Here is a 21,893-nt window from a genome sequence, read left to right as displayed (position 1 = left end):
TTATGAATTAAGTAGGCGCCTTTATTATTTAAATAACTTAGTCTTTAAATTGTGTGTGGCAATCTTTACAGCCTTTGGCCCATGCGCCAAACGCTTTACCAATAACCGCTTTGTCGCCAGACTGTGCAGCTACAGCAAGTTCATCTGCGTATTGCTGAAATGCAGTTGCTTTTTTCATAAAAGTGTCGTTTTCAGCCCAAACAGCGGCAAGTGCAGCAGTATCACCCTTATCAGTGCCTTCGTAAAACGCTTCCCATGGCATTTTTGCCAGTGCAGCTGCGTTATTTGCACGTGCTTTAAATTGTTCTGCATCAAAAGGTATTTTGCCCTTAAGCATAGCGCCCATGTCACTAATTTGTACTGAGAGCATAGAAAATGCAGCTTGGCGATATTCAATAGCATCGCTTGGCTCTTTAAATGCAGAATTTGCTGATACGCTAAGTGCGCATGTTGATAATAATGCCCCGATAAATACTTGTTTAAGTTTCATTAAATTTGTCCCTGTAAAATAACTTTCAATGTCAGCCTTTGTATCTTAGCTGTTACTTTAATTCAAGTAAAAGCGACAGTTAAACTCAAACTCAATCATTAATATCAATGTCGGCAAAAATCATACCGCGGCGCATACTGCGTGTGGCTAAAAACACTTCGCAAAGTAATGATATAAAAGCAAATATTAGCAGCATCATAGCGCCAACAAAGCAGCTGCCTATAGTGACACTTAAATTAACAGCCTGAATATGCGATAAAAATAACAACATAACTACAGTACACACAAGTAATGCACTTAATACACTTAAACTAAATGCAATATGGACGCAGCGAGAACGTTTTAACAGTGCCCGTAATTCGGTGGTTAACGATAGATTGAAGTCTTCATCGGTACTCACTTTTAGCCTACGCTCTAACTGCCTGGCTCTATCTGTTATGCGCGCTAAACGGTTTGATAAAACACCTAATGTGGCAGCAATACCGGTAATTAAAAAGACGGGAGCAACCGCGGTTTGAATCACTTTGGCCATGGTTAAAATATTAATTACTTCGTTATCCATTTATATCTCAAAATAAGTGTTGGTCATTTACAATTGTTCACAAATGAGGTTTTATTATTTTCTCATTAAGATCAAGGTGTTGTTTGTTTTTTACTTGTTTTCATACACTGCGTGTAACTTAAATGTAACTAAGGTGTTGCTCGTGTATGGGTTTAAGTTTTATATTTAAGCTAATGGTTGAATATAGTAAATACAATAATACATAACCTATCCTAGGGGAAATAATGTCTAAAAATATAATAAAGAAAACAGCTATTGCCACTGCTGTCTCAAGCGCATTTATTGCAACACTTGCAAGTGCAAGCAACTTACCTACGGCTAATATTACTTATCAAAAAGCTGAAGCAGTAAAAGAACAAGTTGCAGATAAAAAAGAACCATCGGCACATATGATTGTATTACGCGCTACCACATCAGTAGATGCCTATGTTGCAGGTACTTACCAGCAATCAAATAATCGTGAAATTACAGCTAATATAGAGCAACTTCAAGACACTATGACTCTTGAGTTAAATAGCTTAGATTTTGATGCAAAAATAATTGGTAAAACCAAAATATTAGCACCTACGTTAATCGTTCAAGCTTCAGCTGAAGCACTTGCTAAAATTGCTAAAGATTCACGAGTAGCAAAAGTATTACCTATGTTCGATAGCGAACTGCATGTTGCAGCAAGCTCTGACTATATTAATGCAAAACCACTTATTGTAGACGGTATTGCAAGTGGTAAAGGTCAACGTGTTGCGGTATTAGATACGGGTATTGATTACACTCACCAAGCATTTGGTGGAGCAGGTACAGTTGAAGCATATTTAGCAGCGCAAGCAGATCCTACTACAGTGGCTTGGCCTCAAGGTGTTGTTAAAGGTGGCTACGACTTTATTAATGAAGACGCTGATCCGATAGAGAACGACCCTGCTAATTCTCCAGCAACAGGGGCTCCAACAAACCATGGTACTTCATCTTCAAACTCAGTAAATGGTATTGCGCCAGACGTTGAGCTTTATGTTTACTCTGTATGTGGTGGCGGTTGTCCAAGTGCCGCGCAGGCTGCAGCATTAGAAGCTGCAATGGATCCTAATGGCGATGGTGATATTTCTGACCGTGTAGATGTAATGAATATGTCGCTTGGTGGCGAGTTTGGCGACACATATACTGGCGGCGGTACACAATACTTAATTCAGCGTGCTGTTGAATTAGGCGTTAATATGGTTATTTCTGCGGGTAACGATGGCGATAATCCATTCCGTATCGGTGGCCCAAGTACCACACCTAATGCCTTATCTGTTGGTGCAATGACTCACCCTACAACAGAAATAGGTGTTGCTACAGGTACTATTGCTGGCGTTGAAGGTAATATTCAGCCATCAAGCTTTGGTCCTCAAGAAGCTTATACAATAACAGGCGCAGACATTGAGTTAGTTTATCCAGACGCAAACCGAAATGGTTGTGTTGCCTTTGCTGCCGATGTTGATTTTACCGGTAAAGCTGTATTAATAGACCGTGGTGCTTGTGCATTTACCGACAAAGTATTAAACGCACAAACAAATGGTGCAGAGTTTGTGATGATTGCAAACAATACTGATGATGGCACACCAGCTCCTATGGGTGGTTTTGATGCTGATGTAACAATTAAAAATGTAGGCATTAATTTTGCTGCAGGTGCGGCTTTAAAAGCTCAATTAACTGCAGGTGAGCCGGCAACATTTGATATTAGCATTGACATTAAAACTACATCTGGCGCTGTAGCTACGTTCTCATCTCGTGGTCCTTCAATGGATGGTTTATTAAAACCAGAAATTACTGCACCAGGTACTAGTATTGATGTTGCAGCAGCAGGTACTCAAACTGGTACTAATCCAGTTTCAGGTACATCTTTCTCAGGTCCAATTACTGCTGGTGCTGTTGCGATGATTCGTGAAGCGCATCCAGATCGTAATGCCTTTGAGATTAAAGCAACAATAATGAATGCGGCTAATTTAAATGTAACAAACGAGCCGTTAGCAATAAACCCTGCTTCAGAATTAGCACCTATTAGTATGATTGGCGCTGGTTTAGTTGATGTAGCTAAAGCGGTTAATTTACCGGTTGCTGCATGGGTAAATAACGCTAAGTTTAATACCAAGCAAGCAGCACTTTCTTTTGGCTTAGAAAGCATGACAGAAACTGCATCGTTAACTAAAACGGTAACAGTTAAGAACTTCTCAGCTGACGCTAAAACTTATAACTTACGTACAGAGGCGCGTTACCAGAGCGATATAGACACTGCGGCTATTAGCTGGGATTTCCCTGCATCAATTACTGTTCCTGCAGGCCAAGCTATTAATTTCGACGTAGTATTAACCGTTGATCCAGCTAAGTTACCAGAGTGGAATCTAAATAACCCATTTAGCGCAGAGGAAGTTGCAGCAAGAAGTGCAGCATTAACCTCAGTAGAGTTTGATGGTGCTTTGGTATTTGATGATGCCAGCACAGATACTGACCATGATTTACACCTTGTTTATCATGCAATGCCTAAAGCAGCTACTGAGCTAAGCGTTTCATCGCAAATCGTCGATAGTGAAATGGCTCTTGTTGTTACAAATAGTGGTCAAACTGAAATTATGCCACAAGCAGAAAGCATTGTTGCAGTGGGTGTTGAGAAAACATTTGCAGAAGCTGAATTTAATATTCTAGCAACTACTTTCTCGGCGTTTAATGCAGAGTTTTGTGACTCAGGCATATTTGTTACCTCATCGATTCAACTACGTGACCCACTAACGCATACCTTCCAAGCGGGTTACAGATTAGAAATTGATACCGATAATGACGGTGTAGCAGATCAGTTTATGACAAACTTAAACGACCGTGGCCGCGATACAGCGTTCCCTGGGCGTAGCCGTACGCTAATTGGTGAGACAGATGGCGCGGGTAATGATTCATGGGCGTGGGGCACTCCGCTTTATCACTCTGCGGGAGAGGACACCATTACCTTCTCTGGTTGTTCTGAACTACTTAATATAGATGGGACATTACTAGGCGAACAGATGAACTTTAAAGCATCTGTGGGTTATGCTGCATATCAAAGTGGTGTATTTACAGAAACTGATAGTGTTACAGGTTCAACTGTATTTGGTATGCAACCTCAAGTAGCGTTTACCTCGCTTGAAACAGGTGAAGCAGTTACAACACTTAAACCAGGTGAAAAAGCAGTTGTTACAGCAAGTGGTCCATTTGCGCTAACACAGGCTTCAGGCTTAGATGTTGTTAAAGTGATGGCAGCTGCTGATTTAGAGGTTCCAGATGTTTCAGCGCCAGCGCTTGTTGGTGGTGAGTTTACTGTTTCTGAAGATGCAGAAAACGGTACCGTAGTAGGTGCTTTAACAGTTACAGAGTCTGAATTTGATTTAGCTATTTCAGAGTACTTCGTTCAGTCAAATACTCACCAAGGTTTGGGTGTTGATGCCGATGGTCAAGTTGTTGTTACTAACACAGCTTTACTGACAGGTGATTCTTCAGCCCAGATACAAGTAGTGGCAATTGATACGCGTGGTAATGTATCAGAGCCTGCAATGGTTACGGTTAGTATTACTAAAGTAGTACCACCACCGGTTGTTGTAACACCAGAGCCAGAGAAAAAATCTTCGGGTTCATTAGCTTGGTTATTACTTACTGCGCCGCTTGCATTTATGCGTCGTCGTAAGCAAAAGTAAGCTTATAACTTAATTGTTACTTAGAGGGAGCTTCGGCTCCCTTTTTATTTAGCTTCACTAAAGTAAAGGCTTTATCTTATGAGACATATCCCTTGTGTTCTAGCTATATCATCTTTAGCTATTTTAAGTGGCTGCAATCAGGCGCCCGAAGCAGTCCAAACAAACGTTATAAATACTACAGCAGAGCAGTTACCTCAAGTTGTTGCACCTATAGCTAAAAAAGTACCGCACGCCATGACCATTCATGGCGATACCCGTATTGATAATTACTATTGGCTGCGTGACGATGAGCGCAAAGCAGCCGATGTTATTAGTTACCTTGAGGCTGAAAATAGTTATACAAATACCATGCTCGCTCATACTCAAGCGCAGCAAGCTAAACTTTTTGCCGAGCTTAAAGGGCGTATTCAAAAAGATGACGATTCAGTACCGGTAAAAAAAGGTAATTATTATTACTCGTCGCAAACTCGTGGCAATAACGAGTACACTACTTATGTGCGTAGCAGTGATTTTTCAGGAACTAACCAACAGGTTATTTTAGATGTAAATGAACTTGCTAAGGCTCATGACTATTATGCTGTAAGTGGTTTAGATGTGAGTCCAAACGGTAACTTAATGGCTTACGGTGAAGATACTCTCAGTAGACGTATTTATACCGTTAAAATTAAAGATTTAAGCACCGGGAGACTGCTCCAAGATACGCTTGAAGGCACAAGTGGCAATCTTGTTTGGGCAAACGATAACAAAACATTGTATTACATTAAAAAAGACTTACAGACTTTGCTAGGCTACCAGGTTTATCGCCATACTTTAGGTACGCCGCAGGCCAATGACGAACTAGTTTACGAAGAAACAGACTCAAGCTATTACACAGGATTAAGTAAAAGCAAAGACGGTACTGAAATTTATATTTGGCACAGTAGTAGCACTGCATCGGGTATGTCGGTGCTTAGCGCAAATAACGTTAAAGCAATGCCTCAACGCTTAATTAAACGCCAAGCGAATCTTGAGTATAGTATTTCTAAATTAGGTGAGAGTTATTATATTGTCACTAATTTAAATGCGGTTAATTTTCAGCTAATGAAAGTCGCTATTAATAAAGCACATGATCAAGCAAACTGGCAAACGCTGATCCCAGCACGTGATGATATAAAGCTAGAAGGGATAGAGTTATTTAATGACTATTTGGTTTACCAACAGCGCGAAAAGGGACAATCGCGACAAATAGTGCTCAATTTAAGCACCAATCAAGAGCAGTTATTATCTTTTAACGACAGTGCCTACACTATTAGTGCTTATGGTAATAACGATATAAACAGCGATAAGTTACGTGTTTACTACACGAGTATGACCACGCCGGGTTCATCTTACGATATAAACCTAAAAACGACGGATAAAACGCTTTTAAAACAACAAGCCGTGCTAGGCAATTTTAATGTTGATAATTACGCATCTGAACGAATATTTATTAACGCCCGCGATGGTGTAAAAGTACCCGTAAGCTTAGTTTACCGTAAAGATAAATTTAAAAAAGATGCGACGAACCCATTGCTACAATATGGTTATGGCTCGTATGGCGCCACTATGGATCCAACTTTTTCAAGCGCGCGTTTAAGTTTGCTTGATCGTGGTTTTGTGTTTGCAATTGCACATATTCGTGGCTCGCAAATGTTAGGTCGTCCCTGGTATGATGATGGTAAATTACTTACTAAAAAGAATACGTTTAATGACTTTATAGATGTGACTAAATCATTGGTAGCACAAGGTTATGGCGCTAAAGACAAAATATTTGCCCAAGGCGGTAGCGCTGGTGGCTTATTAATGGGCGCTGTAGCAAACCAAGCTCCTGAACTTTACAAAGGTATAGTTGCCGCAGTACCTTTTGTGGATGTGGTTACAACCATGCTTGATGAAAGTATTCCACTAACAACTAACGAATATGGTGAGTGGGGAAACCCAAATGAAAAAGAATACTATGAGTACATGCTATCTTACTCGCCGTACGATCAAGTGTCTAAGCAAGCGTATCCTCATATGCTAGTAACCACGGGTCTGCACGACTCGCAAGTACAGTATTTTGAGCCAGCAAAGTGGGTTGCTAAGCTGCGTGATTATAAAACAGATGACAATAAGTTACTGTTTAAAATTGATATGGAAGCAGGGCATGGCGGTGCATCAGGGCGCTTTAAGCGCTTAGAAGATACCGCGCTAAACTATGCATTTATGCTCGATTTAATGGGCATTAAAGAGTAATTAAAGTACAACCATTGGGTAATAAGCTAAAGGCATCATTTAAAAGTGATGCCTTAATTTATTACTAAGTTAGCTAAATAAGTTTATAAACTGAGTTATAGTTATGAGATATACACTTACACTTACGCAAAAATAGTAAATATAAGGATCGCGTTATGCATGATGAGCAACAGCTGGAACCCGTCAAAAAAGATGACCGCACATGGGCAATGCTTTGTCATTTAAGTGCCTTATCTGGATTTATTGTGCCATTAGGCTCTGTAATTGGGCCGTTAATTGTGTGGTTAATAAAAAAAGATGACATGCCGATTGTTGATGTTCATGGCAAAAAAGCACTCAACTTTCAAATCACTATGATGATTGCTTACTTTGTGTGTTTTCTTTTAATGTTTGTTGTTATTGGTGTAATTTTACTGCCAATAGTCGCTATATTTTCGTTTGTAATGGTGATTATTGCTGCGGTTAAAGCCAATGATGGTAAAGAGTTTGACTACCCGTTGAGTTTAAATTTGATAAAATAGTAATGTCGGTTTGTTAATTGCGTATTTTAAACCCAGCTTTTGCTGGGTTTATTTTTTATTTACTCCCTATTGTTAAGGATACTATGCTTTATCTCACGCTGTTTTTTAGCGCTTTTATATCGGCTACTTTATTGCCCAGCTCGTCAGAGGTGGTAATGGTAGCTATGATGACCCAAGGTAAAGTAAATTTATTGTTGTTATGGCTAGCTGCCACTTTGGGCAATGTACTAGGGAGTTGCGTTAATTACTGGTTGGGTACTCAAGTACTACGCTTTAAAGATAAAAGCTGGTTTCCAGTGTCAGAGCAGGGGCTTGAAAAAGCACAAAAGCAGTTTAATAAATACGGTGTATATAGTTTATTATTTGCCTGGTTGCCTATAGTTGGCGATCCGCTTACCGTAATAGGGGGGGTATTTAAAGTGCGTTTTAGTACGTTTTTATTGTTGGTAACACTAGGTAAGGGGGCACGCTACTTAGCCGTTATCACCCTTACCTTAGGTGTCGAAAAACTTATTTAAGCTTTCCTACTTATTCTAAATTAATTGCTCCACACGTATTATTTAGCCCAATCTAACGTCAAAGACACAGAATCGGCAAAGCGTAGTGCATGCGGTTTATCTACGCGAGCCTTAGCATAATGAACACTTGGGTGTGAATGACAAACAGCAAGAATTTCAGCAACCAGTTTTTCGAGTAATAAAAAGTCGCCTTGTTCCACTAAAGTGATTACTTCTTTGGTAATTACTTTGTAGTTTAGTGCTTGATCTACTTCATCGGTTTTACAGGCGTCGTGTGCAGGGTAATGAATTTCTAAGTTAATCACTACATCCTGCTTTTTCTCGCGCTCTTCTTGATTAAAGCCAATAAAAGTACGCAGTCGTAAATTGGTTACGTTAATAATTGCATTAGCCATAAGTTAGCCTTTTATTAGCTGCAAAAACTCATTACGTGTTTTTGGATCGGCTCTAAAGTTACCTAGCATTACAGAGGTACGCATACTTGAGTTTTGCTTTTCTACGCCGCGCATCATCATACACATATGTTTAGCTTCAACAATTACGCCAACCCCGGTTGCACCCGTTACTTCTTCAACGGCTTTAGCAATTTGATGAGTTAGTTGTTCTTGAATTTGAAAACGACGGGCAAACATGTCAACAATACGGGCAAATTTAGACAAGCCTAATACTTTACCATTGGGAATATAAGCAATATGACAACGGCCAGTAAAAGGTAATAAATGATGCTCACACATAGAGTAAAGCTCTATGTCTTGTACTAATACCATGTCGTCTGCATCTGAGGTAAATACGGCGTTATTAGTAATCTCTTCTAATGTTTGACGATACCCTTGAGTTAGGTATTCCATTGCTTTAGCAGCACGTTTTGGCGTGTCGAGTAAGCCTTCTCTGTTAGGATCTTCCCCTACAGCGGTAATAATATTTTCATAGCTTTGTTTTAGTTCGTTATGCATAAATTTCTCAGTTAATTTAGTTTGGTTTACTTTAAATGCCGACCACCATCTACAGGTATAGCGCGGCCTGTGATGTAGTGGCTATGTAATAGTAAATCAATACTATTGATTATTTCTTGGCATCCTGGCTCGATACCCATTAATGACTTTTTCAGCGTTTTAGCACGATATTGTTCATCATCATGCTCATTAAAAATAATTAACGATGGTGCAACCGAATTTACTTTAATCTTAGGTGCGTACTTGGCGCTGAATGATTTGGTTAAGTTATCAAGCGCTGCTTTACTTGCGGCATAAGCGACATGTTTTGGGCTACCTGTTTCTACTACGTAATCGGTAAGATGAATAATATCTGCGGGAGTATTCATCTCTGTTTGATAATTTAGTAATAAATCCGCACACAGTAAATTAATTAAATAAGGTGTCTTTGCATGAATTCGCATCATATTGTCAAACAGTTGCGCAAAGTTGGCATTATTAGCTTCGCAGTCCCAACTTGAAGCATTATGCAAAATAGCGCGTAGTGAGTTGGTATGCTCTTTAAGTACTTTAATAAAAGTGCTAATACCATCATCAGTACTAAAGTCTGCATAAATGCATACAGCACCTTGCTGCTCCAGTAAATCAACCGCAGCGTGACGAGTACGATAGGTAATAATTATCGGCTGCCCTTGTGCAATAAAATGTTTAGCTAAAGCAAGGCCAATGCGTTGCCCAGCACCTGTAATTAAAATCGGTGGTGTCATATATACTACAAAACTCTCTTTTGGCAGGGGATCAGCGTTAATACCAATTTAATTAAAATCTTACGTAATACTTTAAGCGGTCGATCAGTCAAACTACTCAGGTATCGTACGATAATTACTGTATTAAAGCTCATCGTATATAGTTGGCACTGGTTGACGCTTATGTTGCGTACGCTGATAAATAGCGCTAAGTGTTTGCTCAACTTGTTGCGTAACCGGTTTGCCTTCTAAAAAGTCATCAATTTGCTCATAACTTAAACCTAACGCTTCTTCGTCGGTAAGTCCTGGGCGATCACTTTCTAAATCTGCGGTAGGTGCTTTATTAACTAATATAGACGAAGCACCTAATGTACTCCCTAAAGCACGCACTTGGCGTTTTGATAAGCCAAAAAGCGGTGCTAAGTCACAAGCGCCATCACCAAACTTGGTATAAAAGCCGGTAATATTCTCGGCACTGTGATCGGTTCCGACCACTAAACCTTGGCAAAATGCAGCAATTTCGTATTGTGCAATCATGCGTTGACGGGCTTTAACATTACCCTTAATAAAATCAATTTTTTCTTGCTCAGGAAGTGATTCACCGTTACCAACAATAGCCGCCATTGTTTGTTCGTGTAGCGCATCAGTTGCGGGCTTAATATTGACGGTCATGCGGCTGCTAGGTTGAATAAAATCAACCGCTAGTTGCGCTTCATTTTCGTCGGCTTGCACACCGTAAGGTAAGCGTACAGCAACAAATTTATAATCAGTAGTGCTTTGCTCTTGGTTAAGTTCATTAACAGCAAGTTGGCATAAACGACCGCACACTGAAGAGTCGACTCCGCCACTAATACCTAATACCAAAGACGTTGCATGGGCTGCTATTAAGCGGGCTTTAATAAAGTTAACACGACGGCTAATTTCAGCATTTACATCAATAACTGGCTGCACTTTCATTGCAGCCATAATCTCGGCGCGCATGGCCAACTCCTTAGGGTTAAATAATTATTTCGCTCAGCAGAGCGCTTGTATTATGTGATTTAGGGCTAACAAATTAAAGCCCTAAGTGAGCTTTAATTTTTTGTAACTCGGCTTTTAACTCGTCTACTTCGGCGAGTAACTCATTGAGTTCTTCATTTTTTAATTCATCAGTCGCTTGCTCTGCAGGGCGTGTTATTTCACTTATTGCCTGCTCGCCAAGCAAATGCATATAACGACAGTCACGTTTACCAGATTCGCGCGCAAGTTTGGTTATTATGTCATTTTCAATTAGTTTATTAAGTGCAAGCTCAACGTCATCTACACTATTAAAATTTGCTAATCGTGCGCATCGCGTTTTTAATTCTCCGGGAGTTTGCGCACCACGTAACAGTAACAAGCAAATAATTGCGCGTTGCTGCGCACTAAATTTTAAGCTACTAAACTCGGTGTTACAAAAACGGTGGTCGTATTTATTTACTCGCCCAGAAAGCCCTTCATCAATGGTAACCAGTCGGGCATTTATTAATTCATCGAGTGCAATTTGCACTTCGCTGTCGGTTAAGTTTAAAACCGGTGCACGATTTGATTTTTGATTACACGCATTAGTTAGCGCATTTAACGACAAAGGGTAGTGTTCGGGAGTTGTACTTTGCTTTTCTAGTAAACAGCCAATAATACGCTGTTGATTTGCTGATAATTGCATAACTCATCTCAACTAATAAACTATATGATTAGCTTACACTTTTATTGAGTGCCAAGCCATTGCTGAAGTTTGGGGTGCAGTGCACTAAAATCGAGTGGCTTACTTAAGTAATCATTCATACCTGCTGCTAAGCACTTTTCTTTATCTCCCTGCATTGCATTGGCAGTTAAAGCAATAATGGCTATGTTTTGATAATGCTTACCCGCGTCACCATTTCTAATCGCTTTAGTTGCTTGGTAGCCGTCCATTTCAGGCATTTGGCAGTCCATTAAAATTAGCTGATAAGTATTAGCGGGTTGATCATTTAATTGCTTTATCGCCTCACATCCGTTTTCAGCAATATCAAATGAAATACCGGCTTGTTTTAATAAAGCCCCAGCAACAACTTGGTTAATTTTATTGTCTTCTACTAATAAAATTTGTGGCTCACTTGCATTAACTAATGGTGTTTCAGTGAGTTTATTTTGCAGTTGTGCCTGTTGTTGCTGTTGTTCTATGTATTTATCATTAGCGAGAGAGTCAAATAAGTCTGAGGGTGTTAATGGCTTAAAAATCATTGAGTCTACTTTTAAATTTAGCGTAGAGTTATCTTTGGAATAGCTCATAGGTGCCATTATTATCAGCTTACAACTGTGCTTAGCTAAGTAATTTTTAACCTCAGTAACTTGCGATTGCGGCGCTTGTTCAAAAAAATAATAGTCGATTAAAATAGCATCGAGAGTTTTATTTGCCTGGTCTTTAAAATACGCACTTACAGCAGTGTAATCGGTTAAGGTATTGGCATTTGCTTGCCATATAATCAGCTGCTTTTTGGCTATGGTTGAGTTTAATAAGCAGCTATCAATAATTAAAATATGTTTGTTTTTAATTAAATGGCTAGGTAGGTCTTGCTGCTTACTTAATTTAGGTTGTACTTTTATTGAAAACGAAAAAGTGCTGCCTTCGTGTAGCATACTGGTTACGCTTACTTCACCTCCCATCAGCTCACATAACTGCTTTACAATAGCGAGGCCTAAGCCTGTGCCGCCATACTGGCGTGTTGTAGAGGTATCTGCTTGAGTAAATGAGTCAAATAATGTGGCGTGTTTTTCTGGTTTTATGCCAATACCGGTATCAATAATTGAACAAACTAAAGATGTACCATCGGTTGTTTCATCAATTTTTGCGGTGACTACTATTTTTCCGTCAAATGTAAACTTAACTGCGTTACTAATTAAGTTACTTAATATTTGTCGTAACCTATTAGGATCGCTAACTATTTCGCTGACAGTGATGAGAGTTGCATCTAAAATTAATATGGTATTATTTTGCTCCGCTTTAAGCGCAAATGATTCAACAACCTCACCTAACAAACGTGGTAAATTAAATTGAATTTTCTCAATATCTAATTTACCAGCCTCTATTTTAGAAAAATCTAAAATATCGTTAATAATATTTAGTAATGATTGCGCCGACGACTGAGCAAGCTCTATATGGTGCATTTGTTGTTGATCTAACTTTGTGTTTTTAACAATATTAAGCATGCCTAACACCCCATTCATAGGAGTGCGAATTTCATGACTCATGCTCGCTAAAAACTCACTTTTAGCAGCTACAGCTTGCTCTGCCGTTTCTTTGGCTGTTACTAGTTGTTGCTCTGTTTCTATACGTTTTTGGCTAGAGTAAAGGCTGCCAATAAGTGCCGCTACAGCAATTAAAAAGCTTTCTTCGTTGTGCGCCCAAGCGCGGGTTTTGTTACATTGCTCGGCGCAAACCATGCCTATGATCCCACTTCCGGCAGGAATAACTGCACACAACATGGCATTTATTTTTAGTGGCTTTAGGTAGTGCTCTTTAATTGGCATTAAAATAGGGCACTGCTGTGCATCTGCTGCACTAAATATGGCTTTTCGCTCTATGGCCTCAAAAAAGTCAGGAATATCTTTTTGCAACCATGACTCATTGTTGTTATTTATGGTGGTGTTTACATTATGAAAAGCAATGGGCTTGAGCTCGGTTTTATTGTCGCTAAATAGCCAAATACTGGCTTGATCGATGTTGAGTGCCTGACAAATTGCTTGAGTAATCACACCTTTAGATTGGCTTAATTGCCCGTTTAAAATTTGATCGTTAACGGTTAAAGACGCCAAGGCTTCGTTAAATAGCGATATTTTATTATTTTCTAATTCTATTTTTTTACGGGTATCAATATTTTGTAATGAGCCAAATATTCTTATACAGCGATTATTTTTATGCTCAGCTTCACCGTGCACTAATACCCAAATAATATTACCTTTAGCGTCAATAACTTCAAATTCAGCTTCGTAGCTCTCACCAAATTTAATTGCTCGTTCAATTAATTTAGCCGCCGTTTCTCGGCTTTTTCCGGGCTTAAAGTAACCAAGATCCTTTGGCCATTGAGGTTGTTCGTCAGGTGCGTATTTAAATATTTTTTTGGTCATATCAGACCAATATGCTTGTTTATTTTCTAAATTAAACGACCAAGCGCCTACGAGTGCCAGATCACTCATAACCTCCAGCATTTTTTCATTTTGTTGTTGGCGGTTAAACATTTTTAAAAAGAATAAAAACGCCCAAATTAATAGGCCGCATATAATTATTATAGCTACACGCAAAGGCCAAATAGAGGAGCTTACAGGGCTCCAACCCTTTTTAGGTGCAACATAAAGTTGCCAATTACCGCCTTGAAAACTTAAAGAAAACTCAAGAGGATCTTGCTCTATTATGGTGGGCTCACCGTAAAAAAAATCGCCTTCTTTCCCCAGTCCATTGCGCCCTTGTATCGCCACATTGTATTGTTTTTCGAGTTCATTAATTCCTGCGTTTGCATATACTTTTTCAAGATCTAATACGACAGAAAGCAGCCCCCAGAAGGATTTATCCGCATTATAAACAGGCACGCGAGCAATGAGTGCAGAACCACCTTGTATTAACGTTAATGGGCCAGCCATTACAATTTTATTTGTGTCTCTGGCTCTAATTGCATCGATACGTTGCGCTTCATTATCTAAAAAATTAAGGCCTAAGGCTTGTTCATTACCGGCAAGCGGATAGATCATGTTAATTATCATGTCGGGTGCGCCACCAATATTTCGTAGCTCATTGGAAGTGTCAAATAAGGGGGCAGCAATTTGCGCAAAGCGTGCTTGCTGTAAATTTGGTTCTGCGGCAACAGCAACACCTAAACCACGAATTAGCTGAATATTAGACACTAAAATAGCTTCAAGTTGTGCTCGATAAGTGCTTACTTCAGAGAGTATTTGTAATCGGTGTGCATCTTTTGCTCGGTTATAGTTAATCCGATCAAGTACAACACTTACTAATACAATAAGAGTAAGTGATAGCCAGAAGGTCAGCTTAAAATTATGAACTTTATTATTTTTACTATTATTCATTGGCGACATTAGCTACATTTTGCTTTTATATTAGACAGTATCCACTATAGCTAATTTATTGTACAAATAAAAATGGCGCATCAGGTTATGCGCCATTTTATTTTTATAATTAATAGTTTAACTAAATTACGAGTCGCTAACCTCGCGTGCCCAATGCTGCTGTTTAGCTACATGGAGTTTGCGATAACCATCGAGTAATGCGGCATGCTTTGTAAAGCCAGTAAGCGATAAGCCTGGGAAGGTTAAACCGTTAAATAATTTACGACCTTCGGCTATTTCAATTGCTAGCGTTACATTGGCAGTACCAAACATTAAGCCTAATGCATCTTGATAGTCTGCATATTCGCGTTCGTCATCGTATTTTATTTCTAAAATAGCTTTTAAACAGCGAAAGTGACGCATTGCATCTTCGTTTACTTGCCCGGTATGTAATATCCAGTCAACCCAATCAATGGCTTCTTCGTTACCTGCGGCTAGGCAAAGATGCGCTTTTAGTTCACCAATACGCAGTGTATCCCAAGATGTATTAGGGTCGGTTACTAAACCAATAAACTCGGCGGCGCGAATGATATCGCTATGACCCGCTTCTTCTAGTGAGTCATAAATATCCATCCATTGCTCAACGTCGTACTGATCAAGTGATAAAAATGTTTCGCGAAACTTAGCGCCTTCATTGTTGTTACGCCAAATTAGTTCATCAACTGGGTAAATGTCTGACATACCAGGGACTAAAATACGACATGCATATACGTTTAAGTGGGTGTAATCCATTATGTAAATATCATGCCCCATGCTATGAATTAAGTCGGTACAAAAGTTATATTCTTGCTCAGTTGTGCCGCTAAAGTCCCAATGCACAAAGTCAAAGTCGGCCTTTGCGCGGAAAAAATCATGAGAAATTAAGCCGCTAGAATCAATAAAGTGCAGCTCAGTGTTTTCTGGAGAGGCAACTTCATCATTATCAAAAGTAGCAGGTTGGAACACATCAAGTTGATCTAAGCGACGACCTTGTAATAGTTCTGTTACGGTACGCTCAAGTGCCACTTCAAACGATGGGTGAGCACCAAAAGAAGCAAATACAGAGCCATCGGCTGGGTGAATAAGGGTAACGCTCATTACTGGGTATTTACCGCCTAGAGAGGCATCGGCAATACGTAAATGAAAACCATGGCTGCGTAACTCTTCACACGCTTCATGAATTTTAGGATACAGCTTAACTACTTCTTCAGGCACGATAGGCAGACACAAGCCCTCAGTAATAATGCGGCTTTTTATAGCGCGTTCAAATACTTCGGATAAGCCTTGTACGCGTGCTTCAAATTTAGTGTTGCCGGCACTCATACCGTTAGATACAAAAATATTACCAATAACGTTAACCGGAATATACACATCTTTGTTATCGCTTTGGCGAGTGTATGGCACAGTACAAATACCACGCTTAACATTACCAGAGTTAAAATCGAAAAGGTGCGATGCATTAAGTTCGCGCTCAGGGTCAAAGTAGTCCCATAAGCTTTCATCCATAATGCCTTCAGGCACTTCATCGTTTGTTACTGTAAACCATTTTTCGGTTGGGTAATGGGTAAACTCTGCATGGGCAAACTCTTCACCTAAATAAAAGTCAGCAAAAAAGTAGTTACAGCTTAAGCGTTCAAAGTATTCGCCTAATGCCGAAGCTAACGATGCTTTGTCGTTTGCGCCTTTACCATTGGTAAACATTACGCCACAGTCTTGGTCACGAATATGTACCGAATAACAGTTAGCTACAGGGTTAAGCCATAACGCTTCCTCAATATTAATATTAAGGGCTTTTAGCTTATTTTGCATAGTAGAGATCGACGATTCTAAATCGCGGTCTTTACCTTTTATAAATGTTTTATCAGTCATACTCATCTCAACTAGGGCTGCACAATATGTGGATTAGCTATTATCGTGGATTTTGATGTTTATTTCATCCTTTGTGCCGCAGAATATGACTTTTTAATAGAAGGATAGTAAATATATGTTAATAATACTTTATTAGAATTTTCAAAGGATAGCTGGATGTTTAAAGTAATCAAGCGCTTGCTACTGTTAGTAGTAGTTTTAGGGCTGGCCGGTACTGCGGTTGTTTATGGTGTACTTAGTTTGAGTTTACCAGCGCTTGACGGCAAAGGTCATAGCGAAGCGATTAATGAGCCGGTCATTATTTCGCGTGATGTACTTGGTCAAGCTGTTATCAAAGCACAAAGCCGCAACGATGCCGCTTATGGTTTGGGGTATGCGCATGGGCAAGACCGGTTTTTTCAAATGGACTTACTGAGGCGTAATGCCGCCGGTGAGTTGAGCGAAATTTTTGGTAAGGCAGCGCTAGCACTAGATAAAAAAATGCGTTTTCATCAATTGCGTAAACGCAGCCAAACTATTTTAAAAAACCTTCCTGAGTCGGATAAGCAATTACTTAAAAGCTATGCCCAAGGGGTTAACGAAGGATTAGCGCAAATAGGTTACTCAAGCTTTGAATATTTACTCACTGGTGCACAGCAAAGAGCATGGCAAAGCGAAGATAGTCTATTAATAATTTTTAGTATGTATCTTGATTTACAAAGTGCCACCTTTGAGCGCGACCAAGCATTAATTCAAATTGAGCAGCAATACGGCAAACATATGCTCAAATTTTTAACGCAACCTAGTCAATACCAAGCTGCGCTTGATGGCAGCCAATTAGCACCTTACAGCGCAGGCATACCTAAGCTACCAATACCTAAGCTACCAATACCCAAGCAACAAACGCAGCAATCATCCACTGTGCAAACATCATCAACACCAGCAATGTATGTATTTAATTCTTTTGCAGCAAGCCAAGAGCGCGGCAGTAATAACTGGGCAGTTACCGGCGCATTAACTACAACCGGAGCCGCTATGCTCTCCGATGACATGCACTTAGCAATGGCAGTGCCTGTTATTTGGTACAAAGCGCAACTAAATTATGTACATAATAATGTAAAAACCCAAGTAACAGGCGTGTCGTTACCGGGTGCGCCAGCTATTGTAGTGGGCACTAATAATCATATCGCATGGGGGTTTACCAATGGTTATATTGATACAGCAGATTGGGTTGCGCTTACAAGTAACGATAAAACGTGGCAAGTAGATGAGCAAATAGTATTACCTAATAATGAAGCCGAAACTTACACTCTTACCCTGAGCGAATATGGTCCGGTAAAATATATTAACGGGCAAGCTTATGCACTGAGTTGGGCGGCGCATCAAAGTTATGCGGTTAATATGCAATTATTACAGCTCGAACACGCTACCGAAGTTGATGATGCCCTAGCTATAGCCAGCGATGTAGGTATTCCGGTACAAAACTTAATTGTAGTTGATAGCCAAGGCAGTGCCGCATGGAAGCTAATGGGGGGTATTCCAGGGCGTAAAACACCCAGCGAGCTTAGTGTGAAAAGTACTGATTACTCGCCGCTTTGGATGCAAAATGAGGCGCAGCGACCCGTGGTTAAAAACCCAACAAGTGGACGAGTATGGACTGCAAACTCTCGGGTGGTAAGTGCCCAAGATAATGCTCGCTTTGGTAACGGCGGCTATTCACTTGGCGCGCGTGCAACACAAGTGCGCGACCGCTTATTTGAAAAGCAAAAATTTGTTGAGGACGATTTTTATCAATTACAGCTTGATAACCAAGCACGATTTTTAATTCCTTGGCACGCTTTATTGCTCAAGCAACTCAAAGCCGATGAAGGTAATAACGCCGCGTATATTAGCGCGGTTGAAAACTGGCAGCAGTGCGCGTGTGCAAGCTCAGTAGGTTATACCTTGGTAAAGCATTATCGCGATGAAGTGATTAATATTACCTTTAGTACGTTGCAGCAAAGCTTAAGTGAGAAAAATGGCACGTTGAGCTACGTAAGGCGTGATTTAGAACCGGCAATTTGGCAGCTTATTAACGCGCAACCAAGCAGTTGGCTCAATCCACAGTTTTCAACTTGGGAGCAGCAGCTGCAGGGTGCATTTAGTCAAACTATTGCTAAACTCAGTACGCAATACGGTAATAACATTCAAGGCTGGCAGTGGGGCAAAGTAAACGAGTTGGTTATAGAGCATCCGTTTGCTAAACAAATACCAATACTTGCCCGCTTTTTAAATATGCCAAAAACGCCAGGGTTTGGTGACAGTTACATGCCAGCAGTGCAGGGGCGTAGTTTTGGTGCTTCACAACGCTTTATTGTGCAGCCCGGACATTTAGAAAACGCTATTTTAACCGTGCCTGGCGGGCAGTCGGGGCACCCGTTATCAAACTTTTATCGTGCTGGTTTTAGTCAGTATATTAATGCAGAAAACACGCCATTATTACCACAAGCGCTAGTACATCAAATAATAATATCGCCAAAAGGCAAGTAGCTGTTTAGTGAACTAAGCTAGAGGCTGTTTATCTTTTTAGGGTGAATATACAGTTGTGTGTTTTTAGGCAGGCAGGGTCTATGTAGTGTGGTTATTCCCCATAAATAGACGATAATTAATTATAAATATAAGTGAGCACTAAAATGAAAAAATTACTTCCCGTGTTAATCACTGGCTTATTGTTAAGTAGTGCGGCTTATGCCGATGAAAGTGTAGTTAAAGCGCAAAAACTGAGCGAGCATATTTATATGCTACTTGGTCAAGGAGGCAATATTGCTGTAAGTGTCGGCGACGATGGTATTTATATTATTGATGATCAATTTGCCAAGCTTTCAAGCGATATTAAAAAAACGATTAGCGATTTACAGCCCGGCAGTACTGAGTTTGTAATTAACACCCATCATCATGGCGACCACACCGGAGGTAACGAAAACTTTGCTAAAGCAGGTGCCCACGTTATTGCTCACGATAATGTGCATAAGCGCTTAGTAGCAGAGCATGGTGAAGGATCAGATTTTTTACCACGGATTAGTTTTAGCCACGATTTAAAGCTGCACTTTAACAACGAACATGCTCATGTAGTTCATTATCAGCATGCGCATACTGACGGTGACGCAGTCATATTTTTTAACAAGGCTAACATTGTACACATGGGCGATATTTTCTTTAACTTTGGCAGCTTACCGTTTGTAGACGTAGATAGTGGTGGCAGTGTTGATGGTATTTTAGCGGCGGTAGATGACGTAGTGAAACAAATTGACGATAATACTAAAGTGATCCCAGGACATGGTCCGCTAAGCGATCGTTCAGGGCTGGTGGTGTATCGTATGCTGGTGCAAAAAGCCAAAGATGTTATGCTTAAAGCAATGCAAAACAACACAAGCTTAGAGCAAGTACTTAACGCCGACCCATTGGCAGAGCTTGGCCTTGAATACGCTAGCTGGTTACCTAAAGAGCGTGTAACTACACTTTTTTATCGTAGTTTAAAACAATAAAAATGAATTAAGTAATAGCACATCAACTATTTTATTAAGCTGGGCACATGTTCGGCTTTTTTATTCCCCATTCCTCAAGGAGTTGTGTATGACGGTAGAAAAAACCCATCTCGAAATTTGTAATTTAACTAAAGAGCAATACCCACAAATTAAAACCTTGATGGATCAAGCATACCCAGATTTAGGTGGTGCATGGCCTAGCCATACAATTTTTAGATTAATAGACCAATTTCCAGAAGGGCAAATAGGCATTGTGGATGATGGTGTGCTGGTAGGCTTAGCATTAAGTGTGCAAGTAGATTATGCCCGCTTTTCTAACCCCCATACCTATGAAGACATAGCCGATGGCCATGACCGCGTATTTAGTGATACCGCCGGCGATGCACTGTATGGCTTAGATGTTGCGATTAGCGAAACGCACAGAGGTATGCGCCTTGGGCGTAGGCTGTACGATGCCCGCAAAGAATTGTGCCGCCAATACAACTTGCGCGCTATTTTAGCAGGTGGTCGTATTCCGCGTTATTACAATCACAGTAATGAAATGACCCCAATGGAATATATAGCTAAAGTAGATCAAAAAGAGCTGTACGATCCTATTTTAAGTTTTCAGCTAGCCAACGATTTTCAAGTTAAACGCTTACTTAAAAAGTATTTACCCGAAGATCAAGAATCAGTAGGTTATGCCACATTACTGGAGTGGAATAACATACTGTACGAACCTACCGATACCGTGATTGGCACAGTAAAGTCGATTGTGCGTGTAGGCGCGGTGCAGTGGCAAATGCGTAAGGTGGAGTCGGTAGAAGAAATGCTCAAGCAGGTCGAGTATTTTGTTGATACAGTTTCTGATTATCAAAGTGACTTTATTTTATTCCCTGAATTTTTTAATGCTCCGCTAATGGGGTTAACCGAGCAAGTTAATCAAACCGAAGCGATCCGCAATTTAGCCGAGTACACAGAAACCTTTAAAAATGCTATGTCGCGAATGGCAATTGAATACAATGCCAATATTATTACCGGCTCAATGCCAGTAGCCGACGGGGATAAAATTTATAACGTCAGTTATTTATGTCACCGCAGCGGTAAAATAGATGAGCAACGTAAAATTCATATTACCCCGCATGAGCAAAATGACTGGGTTATTCAAGGCGGCGACAAAATAGCGGTATTTGAAACCGATGCAGGGCGTGTTGGTATTCAAATTTGTTACGATGTTGAGTTTCCAGAGCTATCTAGAATTATGGCCAAAGAAGGCTTAGAAATTTTATTTGTACCTTTTTGGACTGATACTAAAAATAGTTACTTACGGGTACGTCATTGTGCTCAAGCACGCGCTATTGAAAACGAATGTTATGTGGTTATAGCGGGCTCTGTTGGTAACTTGCCAGAAGTAGAAAGCCTAGATGTACAGTTTGCACAATCGGCAGTACTTACACCGTCTGATTTTTCATTCCCACATGATGCAACACTTAACGAAGCCACCACCAATACCGAAATGTTGTTATTTAGTGATCTTGATATGGATAAATTAAAAATTCTTCACAGCGAAGGGACAGTACGTAACTTAAAAGATCGACGTGAAGATTTATACGACATAATGCTAAAAAAAGTCAGCGATGATAAAAAGGTCAGTGCGGATAAGCAAAAAAGTAGCTTTTAATCACTACAAAGTAGGTCGCTTATTAAAGTGTGAGTTGGTTAATTAGCATTAAT

Annotated in this window: 16 protein-coding genes; 7 read left to right on the top strand and 9 right to left on the bottom strand. The window is 40.1% G+C overall.

What is annotated here, in order from left to right; genetic code table 11:
* Positions 1 to 37: 37 nt before the first annotated feature.
* Entirely contained in the window at positions 38 to 490 is a 453-nt protein-coding gene (locus I6E78_RS14095) for a c-type cytochrome (protein ID WP_058372268.1), read from the bottom strand.
* 91 nt (positions 491 to 581) lie between these two features.
* On the bottom strand, positions 582 to 1,052 hold the full coding sequence (locus tag I6E78_RS14090) for a DUF2721 domain-containing protein (protein ID WP_058372269.1): 471 nt from the start codon (positions 1,050 to 1,052) through the stop codon (positions 582 to 584).
* A 224-nt stretch (positions 1,053 to 1,276) separates the two neighbouring features.
* Between I6E78_RS14090 and I6E78_RS14085 the strand changes: the two genes are divergently transcribed.
* The 4 genes from I6E78_RS14085 (at position 1,277) to I6E78_RS14070 (ending at position 8,033) form a co-directional block, all read left to right on the top strand.
* On the top strand, positions 1,277 to 4,741 hold the full coding sequence (locus tag I6E78_RS14085) for a S8 family serine peptidase (RefSeq protein ID WP_197182739.1): 3,465 nt from the start codon (positions 1,277 to 1,279) through the stop codon (positions 4,739 to 4,741).
* A gap of 78 nt (positions 4,742 to 4,819) precedes the next feature.
* Positions 4,820 to 6,994 (top strand): S9 family peptidase, encoded by a 2,175-nt coding sequence (locus I6E78_RS14080; protein ID WP_197182738.1) that lies wholly within the window; start codon positions 4,820 to 4,822, stop codon positions 6,992 to 6,994.
* A 155-nt stretch (positions 6,995 to 7,149) separates the two neighbouring features.
* Complete coding sequence (locus I6E78_RS14075; protein ID WP_011326797.1) at positions 7,150 to 7,515, top strand: DUF4870 domain-containing protein; 366 nt, start codon at positions 7,150 to 7,152, stop codon at positions 7,513 to 7,515.
* Between the two features lie 83 nt (positions 7,516 to 7,598).
* The gene (locus I6E78_RS14070) at positions 7,599 to 8,033 is read left to right on the top strand and encodes a YqaA family protein (protein ID WP_058374473.1); all 435 of its coding nucleotides are present in this window, start codon (positions 7,599 to 7,601) and stop codon (positions 8,031 to 8,033) included.
* A gap of 38 nt (positions 8,034 to 8,071) precedes the next feature.
* Here the strand turns inward: I6E78_RS14070 and folX are convergent, their stop codons facing one another.
* The 7 genes from folX to ycaO form a co-directional block, all read right to left on the bottom strand.
* Complete coding sequence (folX, locus tag I6E78_RS14065) at positions 8,072 to 8,428, bottom strand: dihydroneopterin triphosphate 2'-epimerase (protein WP_011326799.1); 357 nt, start codon at positions 8,426 to 8,428, stop codon at positions 8,072 to 8,074.
* A gap of 3 nt (positions 8,429 to 8,431) precedes the next feature.
* Positions 8,432 to 8,986, bottom strand: a complete 555-nt coding sequence (gene folE / locus I6E78_RS14060) for a GTP cyclohydrolase I FolE (protein WP_058372272.1) — start codon at positions 8,984 to 8,986, stop codon at positions 8,432 to 8,434.
* Between the two features lie 26 nt (positions 8,987 to 9,012).
* Entirely contained in the window at positions 9,013 to 9,732 is a 720-nt protein-coding gene (gene folM, locus I6E78_RS14055) for a dihydromonapterin reductase (RefSeq protein ID WP_197182737.1), read from the bottom strand.
* A gap of 123 nt (positions 9,733 to 9,855) precedes the next feature.
* Positions 9,856 to 10,692, bottom strand: coding sequence for an ammonia-dependent NAD(+) synthetase (nadE, locus tag I6E78_RS14050; RefSeq protein WP_058372274.1), 837 nt, complete (start codon positions 10,690 to 10,692; stop codon positions 9,856 to 9,858).
* Between the two features lie 73 nt (positions 10,693 to 10,765).
* Positions 10,766 to 11,395, bottom strand: coding sequence for a YceH family protein (locus I6E78_RS14045; RefSeq protein ID WP_058372275.1), 630 nt, complete (start codon positions 11,393 to 11,395; stop codon positions 10,766 to 10,768).
* 41 nt (positions 11,396 to 11,436) lie between these two features.
* Positions 11,437 to 14,799: an ATP-binding protein gene (locus I6E78_RS14040; protein WP_197182736.1), complete on the bottom strand. Its 3,363-nt coding sequence runs from the start codon at positions 14,797 to 14,799 to the stop codon at positions 11,437 to 11,439.
* A gap of 117 nt (positions 14,800 to 14,916) precedes the next feature.
* The gene (gene ycaO / locus I6E78_RS14035; protein ID WP_197182735.1) at positions 14,917 to 16,677 is read right to left on the bottom strand and encodes a 30S ribosomal protein S12 methylthiotransferase accessory factor YcaO; all 1,761 of its coding nucleotides are present in this window, start codon (positions 16,675 to 16,677) and stop codon (positions 14,917 to 14,919) included.
* Positions 16,678 to 16,833: 156 nt separating this feature from the next.
* Between ycaO and I6E78_RS14030 the strand changes: the two genes are divergently transcribed.
* The 3 genes from I6E78_RS14030 (at position 16,834) to I6E78_RS14020 (ending at position 21,840) form a co-directional block, all read left to right on the top strand.
* Positions 16,834 to 19,185 (top strand): penicillin acylase family protein, encoded by a 2,352-nt coding sequence (locus I6E78_RS14030; RefSeq protein WP_197182734.1) that lies wholly within the window; start codon positions 16,834 to 16,836, stop codon positions 19,183 to 19,185.
* A 143-nt stretch (positions 19,186 to 19,328) separates the two neighbouring features.
* Positions 19,329 to 20,180 (top strand): MBL fold metallo-hydrolase, encoded by an 852-nt coding sequence (locus I6E78_RS14025; RefSeq protein ID WP_197182733.1) that lies wholly within the window; start codon positions 19,329 to 19,331, stop codon positions 20,178 to 20,180.
* A gap of 88 nt (positions 20,181 to 20,268) precedes the next feature.
* Complete coding sequence (locus I6E78_RS14020) at positions 20,269 to 21,840, top strand: bifunctional GNAT family N-acetyltransferase/carbon-nitrogen hydrolase family protein (protein ID WP_058372279.1); 1,572 nt, start codon at positions 20,269 to 20,271, stop codon at positions 21,838 to 21,840.
* Positions 21,841 to 21,893: the final 53 nt, after the last annotated feature.

The organism is Pseudoalteromonas sp. NZS127, assembly GCF_015864805.1.
GTDB lineage: Bacteria > Pseudomonadota > Gammaproteobacteria > Enterobacterales > Alteromonadaceae > Pseudoalteromonas > Pseudoalteromonas nigrifaciens.
Note: the sequence above shows the minus strand (reverse complement) of the source record. Positions and strands in the feature narration are given on the sequence as shown.

Coding starts and splice junctions, on each gene's coding strand:
- I6E78_RS14095 (WP_058372268.1), bottom strand. CDS start 490: ATGAAACTTAAACAAGTATTTATCGGGGCATTATTATCAACATGCGCA.
- I6E78_RS14090 (WP_058372269.1), bottom strand. CDS start 1,052: ATGGATAACGAAGTAATTAATATTTTAACCATGGCCAAAGTGATTCAA.
- I6E78_RS14085 (WP_197182739.1), top strand. CDS start 1,277: ATGTCTAAAAATATAATAAAGAAAACAGCTATTGCCACTGCTGTCTCA.
- I6E78_RS14080 (WP_197182738.1), top strand. CDS start 4,820: ATGAGACATATCCCTTGTGTTCTAGCTATATCATCTTTAGCTATTTTA.
- I6E78_RS14075 (WP_011326797.1), top strand. CDS start 7,150: ATGCATGATGAGCAACAGCTGGAACCCGTCAAAAAAGATGACCGCACA.
- I6E78_RS14070 (WP_058374473.1), top strand. CDS start 7,599: ATGCTTTATCTCACGCTGTTTTTTAGCGCTTTTATATCGGCTACTTTA.
- folX (WP_011326799.1), bottom strand. CDS start 8,428: ATGGCTAATGCAATTATTAACGTAACCAATTTACGACTGCGTACTTTT.
- folE (WP_058372272.1), bottom strand. CDS start 8,986: ATGCATAACGAACTAAAACAAAGCTATGAAAATATTATTACCGCTGTA.
- folM (WP_197182737.1), bottom strand. CDS start 9,732: ATGACACCACCGATTTTAATTACAGGTGCTGGGCAACGCATTGGCCTT.
- nadE (WP_058372274.1), bottom strand. CDS start 10,692: ATGCGCGCCGAGATTATGGCTGCAATGAAAGTGCAGCCAGTTATTGAT.
- I6E78_RS14045 (WP_058372275.1), bottom strand. CDS start 11,395: ATGCAATTATCAGCAAATCAACAGCGTATTATTGGCTGTTTACTAGAA.
- I6E78_RS14040 (WP_197182736.1), bottom strand. CDS start 14,799: ATGTCGCCAATGAATAATAGTAAAAATAATAAAGTTCATAATTTTAAG.
- ycaO (WP_197182735.1), bottom strand. CDS start 16,677: ATGACTGATAAAACATTTATAAAAGGTAAAGACCGCGATTTAGAATCG.
- I6E78_RS14030 (WP_197182734.1), top strand. CDS start 16,834: ATGTTTAAAGTAATCAAGCGCTTGCTACTGTTAGTAGTAGTTTTAGGG.
- I6E78_RS14025 (WP_197182733.1), top strand. CDS start 19,329: ATGAAAAAATTACTTCCCGTGTTAATCACTGGCTTATTGTTAAGTAGT.
- I6E78_RS14020 (WP_058372279.1), top strand. CDS start 20,269: ATGACGGTAGAAAAAACCCATCTCGAAATTTGTAATTTAACTAAAGAG.